This window comes from Rhizobium sp. CBN3 (assembly GCF_030518245.1).
Classification (GTDB): domain Bacteria; phylum Pseudomonadota; class Alphaproteobacteria; order Rhizobiales; family Rhizobiaceae; genus Rhizobium; species Rhizobium aethiopicum_A.
Genome location: NZ_JAULSE010000011.1, coordinates 217,018 through 225,505, shown reverse-complemented (window position 1 = coordinate 225,505; position 8,488 = coordinate 217,018). Strand labels below are relative to the sequence as shown.

Here is an 8,488-nt window from a genome sequence, read left to right as displayed (position 1 = left end):
TCCTCCTTGCAACGCGGGCTCGAAGCCCAATCAACCGTTCGAGCGAAGACATGGCGACGGAGATGCTCGCTGAGGTACGAGTTCGAAACCCAAGGATGACACGCATCCCCGTCGCGCAGCCCGTTTATACACCAACGGCAACGTACAAGGATGAGGCTCTCGTGAGCATCGGGCACCAGCGCCACCCCTCCACTCAGCGGCAGCTGATTATGCCTCCCTTGCCTCATTTTGCCGGCAATGGTATTTCCATTCTGCAACTCTTTCGAGAAAGGAGGATCACGCTATGCAGTATTATTTCCGGCATCATCGCCAGCGTGGTCCCGTCAACGCCCTGCAAATGCGTTTGCAGGGCTGACCAGAGACGCTTTCACTCTCTTCCTGGTCTGCCCTTCGTGGCCGATGCGCCGCCGTCAGATGACCGTGCGCACTCCTCTCATTTCCGGCGCGCAAGACGCAATCCGTGATGGCCTGATGCCACCGATTGCGCCTGCCCCCGGTCAAGACCAGAGAACGAACATGACCCTCATAAATATCCGCAATCTCGGCGTGACGCTCGCTAATCCGCTGTTTTCCAATCTCAATCTCGTTGTCAATTCAGGAGACCGCATCGGCCTCGTCGCCGCCAACGGACGCGGGAAATCCACCCTGCTTGCCTGCATCACCGGCGCGCTGGAGCCGAGCGCGGGCGAGATCACCAAGGCTCGCGGGCTGACGATCGGCCACGTCGCGCAGAATGTGCCGGCCGCACTGTTCGACACGCCGTTCCATGATGCGGTGCTGCAGGCGCTGCCGGCCGATCAGGCCGAAAGCGAGAGCTGGCGCGTCGACGTCGTGCTGGAATCGCTCGAGGTGCCGGAGGTCATGCGCGGCCGGCCGCTGAAGCAATTGAGCGGCGGCTGGCAGCGGCTGGCGATGCTTGCCCGCAGCTGGGTCAGCGAGCCTGACGTGCTTCTGCTCGACGAACCGACCAACCATCTCGATCTCGAAAGGATCGCGCAGCTGGAAAGCTGGCTGAATGCGCTGCCGCGCGAGGTGCCGGTCATTCTCTCCAGCCACGACCGTGCCTTTCTCGATGCGACGACCAGCCGGACGCTGTTCCTGCGGCCGGAGCAATCGCCGGTCTTTGCGCTCCCCTATAGCAGGGCACGCGCCGCCCTCGACGAGATCGACGCCTCCGAGGCGCGGCGTTACGAGCGCGACATGAAGGCGGCGGAGCAATTGCGCAAGCAGGCGGCCAAGCTCAACAATATCGGCATCAATTCCGGCAGCGACCTGCTGGTCGTCAAGACGAAGCAGCTGAAACAGCGGGCGGAGAAGCTGGAGGATGCGGCAAGACCGGCCCATCTCGAACGTTCGGCCGGCGCCATCCGGCTTGCCAACCGCGGCACGCATGCCAAGGTGCTGGTGACGCTGGAAGACGCGGCAGTGACGACGCCGGACGGGACGCTGCTGTTTAGAACCGGCCGGCAGTTCATCTGCCAGGGCGACCGCATCGTGCTCCTCGGCCTCAACGGCGCCGGCAAGTCACGGCTGGTGTCGATGCTGAAACAGGCGATCGAAAGCCGGGAGACCGGGCAGGATGGGATCAAGGCGACGCCGTCGTTGGCTCTCGGCTATGGCGATCAAGCGCTTGCCGATCTTGCCGACAAGGATACCCCGATTGGCACGATCATCCGCCGCTTTGATGTCGGCGAACAGCGGGCGCGGGCCCTGCTCGCCGGCGCCGGCATGACGATCGACATGCAGGCAAAACCGATCGGCCAGCTGTCCGGCGGCCAGAAGGCGAGGCTCGGCATGCTGGTGCTGAGGCTGACGGAACCGAACTTCTATCTCCTCGACGAGCCCACCAACCATCTCGATATCGAGGGACAGGAAGCGCTGGAGAGCGAACTGATGGCGCATGAGGCGAGCTGCCTGCTGGTCTCGCACGACCGCAGTTTCGTGCGGGCGGTGGGAAACCGCTTCTGGCTGATCGAGAAGAAGCGGCTGGTGGAGGTGGAGAGCCCGGAGGGGTTTTTTGCTTCGATTGCCGGATGATTAGTGTTGGCGGCGTGCCGTGTGGCCCCTCATCTGCCTGCCGGCATCGACCGGGGCGAGCCGCCGGTCTCGCCCGTCCTTCGGCCCCCCGAGGGGAGAAGAGATGTGCCGCACTGTTTCCTCCATCGCAAACGGCAGCAGCAAGAAAAGGCCGCTGCCGCAACTCCCCTTCTACCCATCGGGGAGAAGGTGGCCCGAAGGGCCGGATGAGGGGGCCTCACGGTACTACCGCCAATGTCACTACCGCTTCGGCGCCACCAGGCAGAAGAAGGCGCCCTGCGGATCGGTGGCCTGGATGATCCAGCTGCCGCCGGGGACTTCCATCGGGCCGTTGACGACCTTGCCGCCGCCCGATGTGACGCGTTCGATCGCCGCGTCGATGGCCGGAACGATGAAATAGTAGCTCCAGCAGGGCATGGGCACGCTGTCGGGCTTGGTCATCATGCCGCCGATCTGCCGGCCGTCATGGGAGAAGAGGTAATAGACGCCCATCGGCCCCATATCCATCTCGCTGTCCTTCGTCCATCCGAAGAGCTTGGAATAGAAGGCCAGCGCCTCTTTGCCGTTGCCGGCATAGAGTTCGTGCCAGCCGACATTGCCCGGTGCGTCGGGGGCGAGTTCTGGCCAGGTCTGTTCCATCGGCGCCGGCGTCATGATGCAAATGACGGCGCCATGCGGATCGGCGACGACGGCGAAGCGGCCGACGGACGGGATGTCCTGCGGCGGCCGGCGCACCGCCCCGCCATTGACGGCAAAATCCTTTGCCGTCTGGTCGACATCGTCGACGCCGACATAGCCCGTCCAGTTCGGCGGGATGCCCTGGCCTTCAAGCTCGGCCGGAAACTCCATCAGGCCGGCAACGCCGATGCCGTTCGCCTCGAAGATCGTATAGGTTGGCATGCCCTCCACCTGCATGTCCGAGGTGGTCCAGCCGACGACGGAGCTGTAGAATTTCGCGGCGGCTGCGGTATCAGGGGTCATCAGCTCACACCAGATGAACTTTCCATGCGTCTTGGACATCATGCTCTCCCTCTTCTGACGCCGCCTTTCGCTTGGGGGCGCCGTGGTTGTCAGATTTTGCGGATGTAATGTGCTTCCATGAACTGCTTCCACGAGCCGTCCTCCTGCTTGGCGCTGGAGGTGAAAGTGCGGTGGTTGTCGTCGACGAAAGTGATCCGCTCGCGGTAATCGGCAAGGCCCTCGCCGCTGAAGTCGGGTCCCGTCGTATAGAGGTCGAGAACATTGCCGGAGGCGTCGACCTCGCCCTCATAGACCCACATATAGTCCATCATGCTGCCGATCCAGCTGCCGACATATCTGCCTTTTTCAGCGTTGTAGCCGAGCGTCAGGATCGTGGTGGCCCGCTTGCCATTCGGCATGAGGCCGGTTCCTTCGGCGACGAACCAGATGCCGTGGAGCGAGCGGACGGTCTCCGTCCAGTCGTTGCCGTCGGACATCTCGGGTGCGGTGACGCTCCAGTCGCCGACCAGTCTTTCCAAAAAGGAGTGCTCTTTCAGCACTTCGGCGGCCTTCATCATCCTCTTCTCCCTTCGAATGACGATATCCCAGATGTTTGATTGCTCAGTGACAGCAGGACGATGTCTTCGGAGCATCCTCATATTCGTCATGGCGGCGCACGAAATTCATGGTGCTTTCCTCGTTGCGGCCCTTCGGCGCGCGGTCGAGGATCATCAGGGTTCCGATCAGTTCTTCCGGCCCGCGGGCATAGCTCGAATAGGTATGGAAGACCTCGCCCTTGTCGTTGCGGTAGAAGGCACTGAGGCCCGGCAGTTCGTCGTGGGCCTCAGCCGGCTCGATAGAAGTGAAATTGTAGAAGACTTTGTCTTTGGCAAGGTCCTCCGGACTGAAAGAGACGTGATAATCGAAATTGAAATCGCTGCCGAAGGACGAGACCCAGGGGAATTTCCAGCCCATCCGCTTTTTGTAGGCGGCGATCTTCTCGAGCGGGGCACGCGAAACAGCGACCCAGGTGACGTCGTGATGGTTGAGATGCGGCAGCGCGCCATCGACGTGATCCGACAGGAAGGAGCAGCCGGGGCAGCCGGCTTGCCAGTCGGGACCGAGCATGAAATGATAGATCAAAAGCTGGCTGCGGCCATCGAAGAGATCGGCCAGCGACTTCTTTCCATCGGGCGTTTCGAAGACGTAGTCCTTGTCGACCTTCACCCACGGCAGCGCCAGGCGCTCGGCGTTGATGCTGTCGCGCAGCCTCGTCGCCTCCTTTTCCTTCAAGAGCAGGGCGCGCCGGGCCTCTAGCCATTCCTCGCGGGACACAACCTCATTCTGCATGGGATGCGCCCTCCTCCGGCGCCTGCCGGTGAAGCCGGCTCATCTCCTTCTCCTTGACTAATTACATTGATATCAATAGAAATTAAGCATGTCAAATTCGATCGAGATTCCGTTTTCGACGACGCTGCTGGTGCGCGACACCTGCCTCTGCCTGCATGTGCAGCGGGCAGCACGCGCGCTTGCCCGGCTGTTCGACGATGCGCTACGGCCGGCCGGTCTCACCAACGGGCAGTTTTCCCTGATGATGTCGCTGAACCGGCCGGAACCGCCGCCGATGGGGCCGGTCGCCGCCCTTCTCGCCATGGACCAGACGACGCTGACGGCGGCGCTGAAGCCCTTACAGCGCAAGGGCTGGGTGACGGTGGTGGAGAACCCCAGGGACAGGCGTGGCCGCCTGCTCAGCCTTACGGCGGAAGGCAAGGCGGTGCTGGCAAGAGCACTGCCGATCTGGGAAAGCACACATGCGGCCCTCGACGCCGGATTGCCGGGCGGCGGCGTTACGCGGCTGCGGCAGGATCTGCAGGCGCTGTCGGGGGTTACGGTGGAAGCGCCGAAGCCCTCTATCAGCCGCTCCCGTCGGGCAGTGGGCGAATAGGGCGAACCGGACAAACCAAACCTGGCGGTTCGAAATCAACCAAGACCCCTCCCCAACCCCTCCCCACAAGGGGCTAAGCCTCGGCCCCCGCCGCAACCAAAGGCAGAGGTTCTGCTGGCTGTGACCGTTCAACGGATTGGTTACGATGGAGGGTTACCTGAAGCGGTGCGGCACGTTAGCCCCTCCCCCTTGTGGGGAGGGGTTGGGGAGGGGTAGCGGCACGCAGATGGGGGGCTGGTCCGTCTGGCCTATTCCGATCAGGCGACCGTGACCGGAACTTCGGTCGAGGTGCGCATGGCGTGGCTGTAGGGGCAGACGATGTGGGCCGCGGCGGCGAGCTTTTCGGCGGTTTCGCGGTCGAGGCCGGGAATATTGACCGTCAGGGCCACTTCGATGCCGAAGCCGGTGCCGTCTTCGCGCGGGCCGATGCCGACCTTCGCGGAGACGGTCGTCTCTTCCGGAATCTTGACCTTCTGCTGGCCTGCAACAAATTTCAAGGCACCGAGGAAGCAGGCGGAATAGCCGGCAGCGAAGAGCTGCTCGGGATTGGTGCCGGTCGCGCCGTCGCCGCCGAGTTCCTTGGGAACGGTCAGCGTCACGTCCAGAACGCCGTTTTCGGAAACGGCGCGGCCGGCGCGGCCACCGGTGGCGGAGGCTTTGGTCGTATAGAGAATAGGCATGACGATCTCCTTTGGTTGGCCCTTCGATCGGGTTGGAGTTTTACTATCGCACAATTAAATTGTACGCAAGTGAATTTTGCAAATTGCATTTTACGGATGGAAAGAGGACAATCGCAGCCTCGGGGATGACGGATATGAAAGCGCAAACGGCAAAGACGATGGAGATACCTGAGGAGGAAAAGCGGCTGGAAAAGCAGCTGTGCTTTGCGGTCTATGCGACAGCGCATGCTTTTACCCGCGCCTATAAACCGATCCTCGACAGGGTCGGCCTCACCTATCCGCAATATCTGGTGATGCTGGTGCTGTGGGAACGCAGCGCCCTGCCGGTGAAGACGATCGGCGAGCAGTTGGACCTCGATTCCGGCACGCTGTCGCCGCTGTTGAAGCGGTTGGAACAGAGCGGGCTGATCAAGCGCATCCGCGATCTGCGCGACGAGCGGCAAGTGATCGTGTCGCTGACGCCGAAGGGCGAAGCGATGAAATCAGAAGTCGATACGATCATGACGGCGATCGGGAAAGCCGCCGGCTGCACGCTCGAGGAAATGGCCGAGATGCGCGACATGCTGCATCGGCTGCGGGCCAATCTCGGCCGGGCCGGCGACGGCTGAAAGCCCCTGCCCCAAGCCGGTATGATGTCTGCGGCGGGATCAGGACCGCCGGGTGGCGGACTTTACCGTCGTGCGGCGTTTTTTTGCAGGCGCAGGTGCGGCATCCGCTTCCTCGGCGGCCTGCTGCAGACGAAGCGCCCTCAGCTTCTCCGTCTTCTTGTCACGGGCCGATGCCTCCGCGGCAATGATGGCGCGCGCCGTCTGATCGGTCGCTTCGGCCTTGTCGCGAGACGAAAGCTTGGCGGGATTGAAGAATTCTCCCTTGGTGGCGGTCATGTGCCCCCTTTCTCGGGTAATGTCGGCGTTTGAAGCCATTGCCCGCGCGGCCCGAAATAATCCGGCAAAACGGTGCGACGGGTTTCCCGGCAAAACGCCGAGCGGTCTTGCCGGGAAGTGCGTGAAATAAAGAGATAGCGCATTTCCATGACTGGGAGAAATCATGAAATGCTTTGCCGATCAGCGGGCGCGCAGAGCCTTCTTCGGCGCAGGCAGCAGGCCTTCGCGCTGCATCTTCTTGCGTGCAAGCTTGCGCTGGCGGCGAATGGCCTCGGCCTTTTCGCGAGCGCGCTTCTCTGACGGTTTCTCGAATGCGCTGCGCGCCTTCATTTCCCGGAAAAGGCCTTCGCGCTGCATCTTTTTCTTGAGCACGCGCAACGCCTGATCGACGTTGTTATCCCTGACGAGTACCTGCAAAATGATATCCTTCCTGTCGGCGGTGAGGCCGCACTGTCAATAAATACCGACCGAAACGGCTTGCGTCCCGGCTCTATGCCCCCGGTGCTCGACGAAAGCCGGCGGATCAAAACAAAAAGGCCGGGTTGGGACCCGACCTCTTCCAGTCACTCAGCCCGTTCGCTGCCATCTCATGGTCAGCTCGCTGCCATGCGATGGTCAGCCTGCCGCCACATCGGTGGTCGGCCCAGGTGAATGACAAATCATGCGGCCTGAAGGTTATCGGCCGCGTTCTTGCCGGACCGCTTGTCGCGGACCAGATCGTAACGGACCTTCTGACCTTCGGTGAGTTCGCGCATGCCGGCGCGTTCGACTGCCGAAATATGGACGAAAACGTCCGTGGAACCATCATCGGGCTGGATGAAGCCAAAACCCTTGGTGCCATTGAACCACTTGACGACGCCTGAATTCATAACGATCTCCTTTTCAACCGTTTGAGTGCGCCCGGGACCGATTCCGCGGGCAATATCGATGTTGAGACGAGATCTGACGAAGCGCATGGAGCGCATGGGCAAAGAGTCACAAGCAATATTCGATACGCCCCATGTAGGGAGTTTACCGAATTAAGCAATGGATTTTCGAAAATAAATTCCTTTACAGGCAGCGAAAGAGAAAGCGTTTGCCGAGAAAAATTGCCTGAGGCGGCCGGCTGGCGACCGCCCCGGCTGCATCACTGCCAGACGACGATCGGCGCCTTTGTCGGAACGCGGTCGTAGAGATCGATGATGTCCTGGTTCATCAGCCTGACGCAGCCCGAGGAAACTGCCTTGCCGATCGAGCGCCAGTCGGGATTGCCGTGCAGGCGGTAGAGCGTATCCTCTCCATTCGAGAAGATATAGAGGGCGCGGGCGCCGAGCGGGTTTTTCAGGCCCGGCTCCATGCCGCCGTTGTCGATCGAATATTTGACCAGTTCCGGCTGGCGGGCGACCATCTCGTTCGGCGGCTTCCAGCGCGGCCATTTCTGACGCCACTGGATGACGCCCGATCCCTGCCAGGCGAAGCCCTCGCGACCGATGCCGACGCCGTAGCGCATCGCCATGCCGTCGGCCTGGACGAGATAGAGGAAGCGCGACGGCGTATCGACGACGATGGTGCCCGGCGGCTGGCCGGTGGGGTCGAGGACACGCTGGCGATAGTAGCGCGGATCGATCTGTTCATAGGGAACGGCGGGAATGAGGAAGCCGCCGTCCTCGATCGGGCCGTACATGACGGCAAGCTCGGGCCCGCTCGGCACGCTCGAGGCTACCGGCGACTGGAACAGGCGGCCCGGCGAACGGTAGATGATCGACGTGTCGCCCGAGGTGACCGTGTTGACCGTGGAGGCGCAGCCGGTGAGCGCCGAGGCTGCGGTCAGTGCCGAAAAGGAAAGAAAGCTGCGGCGGGAAAGATGTCTATCGAAGCTCATGACGCGGGACTGATTTCCTTTGATGCGTGACGCCGGGGTGGCGACATGAGGAAATCTATCGGCTTGCGCCAAATAAACCATAGCTTCACGCAGACGTGTTCCTGCCGGAGCCGACGATATG

12 protein-coding genes are annotated in these 8,488 nt (G+C 61.9%); 4 read left to right on the top strand and 8 right to left on the bottom strand.

The genetic code is table 11. The features are described from left to right. Window positions 1–464 (top strand): hypothetical protein (locus QWJ46_RS18650; RefSeq protein WP_302752717.1); only part of this gene is annotated, 464 nt, incomplete at its 5' end. Between the two features lie 52 nt (window positions 465–516). Continuing rightward, complete coding sequence (locus QWJ46_RS18645; RefSeq protein ID WP_302752715.1) at window positions 517–2,037, top strand: ABC-F family ATP-binding cassette domain-containing protein; 1,521 nt, start codon at window positions 517–519, stop codon at window positions 2,035–2,037. A 240-nt stretch (window positions 2,038–2,277) separates the two neighbouring features. Here QWJ46_RS18645 and QWJ46_RS18640 read toward each other — a convergent pair whose 3' ends face one another. From QWJ46_RS18640 to QWJ46_RS18630, 3 genes are read right to left on the bottom strand one after another with little or no spacing between them, the layout of a single operon-like run. After that, window positions 2,278–3,057 carry a VOC family protein gene (locus QWJ46_RS18640; protein WP_302752740.1) on the bottom strand — a complete coding sequence of 260 codons (780 nt, stop codon included), beginning with the start codon at window positions 3,055–3,057 and terminating at the stop codon, window positions 2,278–2,280. Between the two features lie 50 nt (window positions 3,058–3,107). Beyond that, the gene (locus tag QWJ46_RS18635; RefSeq protein ID WP_302752713.1) at window positions 3,108–3,575 is read right to left on the bottom strand and encodes a DUF1579 domain-containing protein; all 468 of its coding nucleotides are present in this window, start codon (window positions 3,573–3,575) and stop codon (window positions 3,108–3,110) included. 43 nt (window positions 3,576–3,618) lie between these two features. Next, on the bottom strand, window positions 3,619–4,347 hold the full coding sequence (locus tag QWJ46_RS18630; RefSeq protein WP_184460500.1) for a thioredoxin family protein: 729 nt from the start codon (window positions 4,345–4,347) through the stop codon (window positions 3,619–3,621). A gap of 88 nt (window positions 4,348–4,435) precedes the next feature. Here QWJ46_RS18630 and QWJ46_RS18625 point away from each other — a divergent pair, with 88 nt between their 5' ends. Next, window positions 4,436–4,942 carry a MarR family winged helix-turn-helix transcriptional regulator gene (locus QWJ46_RS18625; RefSeq protein ID WP_184460501.1) on the top strand — a complete coding sequence of 169 codons (507 nt, stop codon included), beginning with the start codon at window positions 4,436–4,438 and terminating at the stop codon, window positions 4,940–4,942. 257 nt (window positions 4,943–5,199) lie between these two features. Here the strand turns inward: QWJ46_RS18625 and QWJ46_RS18620 are convergent, their stop codons facing one another. Continuing rightward, on the bottom strand, window positions 5,200–5,622 hold the full coding sequence (locus tag QWJ46_RS18620; protein WP_003569525.1) for an organic hydroperoxide resistance protein: 423 nt from the start codon (window positions 5,620–5,622) through the stop codon (window positions 5,200–5,202). Window positions 5,623–5,747: 125 nt separating this feature from the next. Between QWJ46_RS18620 and QWJ46_RS18615 the strand changes: the two genes are divergently transcribed. Continuing rightward, window positions 5,748–6,230, top strand: coding sequence for a MarR family winged helix-turn-helix transcriptional regulator (locus QWJ46_RS18615; protein ID WP_302752709.1), 483 nt, complete (start codon window positions 5,748–5,750; stop codon window positions 6,228–6,230). 39 nt (window positions 6,231–6,269) lie between these two features. On the opposite strand, the gene QWJ46_RS18610 is transcribed toward QWJ46_RS18615, so the two are convergent. The 4 genes from QWJ46_RS18610 to QWJ46_RS18595 all read right to left on the bottom strand — a co-directional run bounded on the left by QWJ46_RS18610 (window position 6,270) and on the right by QWJ46_RS18595 (window position 8,367). Continuing rightward, the gene (locus QWJ46_RS18610; protein WP_302752707.1) at window positions 6,270–6,506 is read right to left on the bottom strand and encodes a hypothetical protein; all 237 of its coding nucleotides are present in this window, start codon (window positions 6,504–6,506) and stop codon (window positions 6,270–6,272) included. A 180-nt stretch (window positions 6,507–6,686) separates the two neighbouring features. Then, window positions 6,687–6,923: a 30S ribosomal protein S21 gene (gene rpsU, locus QWJ46_RS18605; RefSeq protein ID WP_184460503.1), complete on the bottom strand. Its 237-nt coding sequence runs from the start codon at window positions 6,921–6,923 to the stop codon at window positions 6,687–6,689. A gap of 242 nt (window positions 6,924–7,165) precedes the next feature. After that, window positions 7,166–7,375: a cold-shock protein gene (locus QWJ46_RS18600; RefSeq protein WP_004676036.1), complete on the bottom strand. Its 210-nt coding sequence runs from the start codon at window positions 7,373–7,375 to the stop codon at window positions 7,166–7,168. Between the two features lie 257 nt (window positions 7,376–7,632). Further along, window positions 7,633–8,367 (bottom strand): L,D-transpeptidase family protein, encoded by a 735-nt coding sequence (locus tag QWJ46_RS18595; protein ID WP_302752700.1) that lies wholly within the window; start codon window positions 8,365–8,367, stop codon window positions 7,633–7,635. Between the last annotated feature and the right edge of the window lie 121 nt (window positions 8,368–8,488).

Coding starts and splice junctions, on each gene's coding strand:
- QWJ46_RS18645 (WP_302752715.1), top strand. CDS start 517: ATGACCCTCATAAATATCCGCAATCTCGGCGTGACGCTCGCTAATCCG.
- QWJ46_RS18620 (WP_003569525.1), bottom strand. CDS start 5,622: ATGCCTATTCTCTATACGACCAAAGCCTCCGCCACCGGTGGCCGCGCC.
- QWJ46_RS18630 (WP_184460500.1), bottom strand. CDS start 4,347: ATGCAGAATGAGGTTGTGTCCCGCGAGGAATGGCTAGAGGCCCGGCGC.
- QWJ46_RS18600 (WP_004676036.1), bottom strand. CDS start 7,375: ATGAATTCAGGCGTCGTCAAGTGGTTCAATGGCACCAAGGGTTTTGGC.
- QWJ46_RS18625 (WP_184460501.1), top strand. CDS start 4,436: ATGTCAAATTCGATCGAGATTCCGTTTTCGACGACGCTGCTGGTGCGC.
- QWJ46_RS18595 (WP_302752700.1), bottom strand. CDS start 8,367: ATGAGCTTCGATAGACATCTTTCCCGCCGCAGCTTTCTTTCCTTTTCG.
- QWJ46_RS18610 (WP_302752707.1), bottom strand. CDS start 6,506: ATGACCGCCACCAAGGGAGAATTCTTCAATCCCGCCAAGCTTTCGTCT.
- QWJ46_RS18615 (WP_302752709.1), top strand. CDS start 5,748: ATGACGGATATGAAAGCGCAAACGGCAAAGACGATGGAGATACCTGAG.
- QWJ46_RS18635 (WP_302752713.1), bottom strand. CDS start 3,575: ATGATGAAGGCCGCCGAAGTGCTGAAAGAGCACTCCTTTTTGGAAAGA.
- QWJ46_RS18640 (WP_302752740.1), bottom strand. CDS start 3,057: ATGTCCAAGACGCATGGAAAGTTCATCTGGTGTGAGCTGATGACCCCT.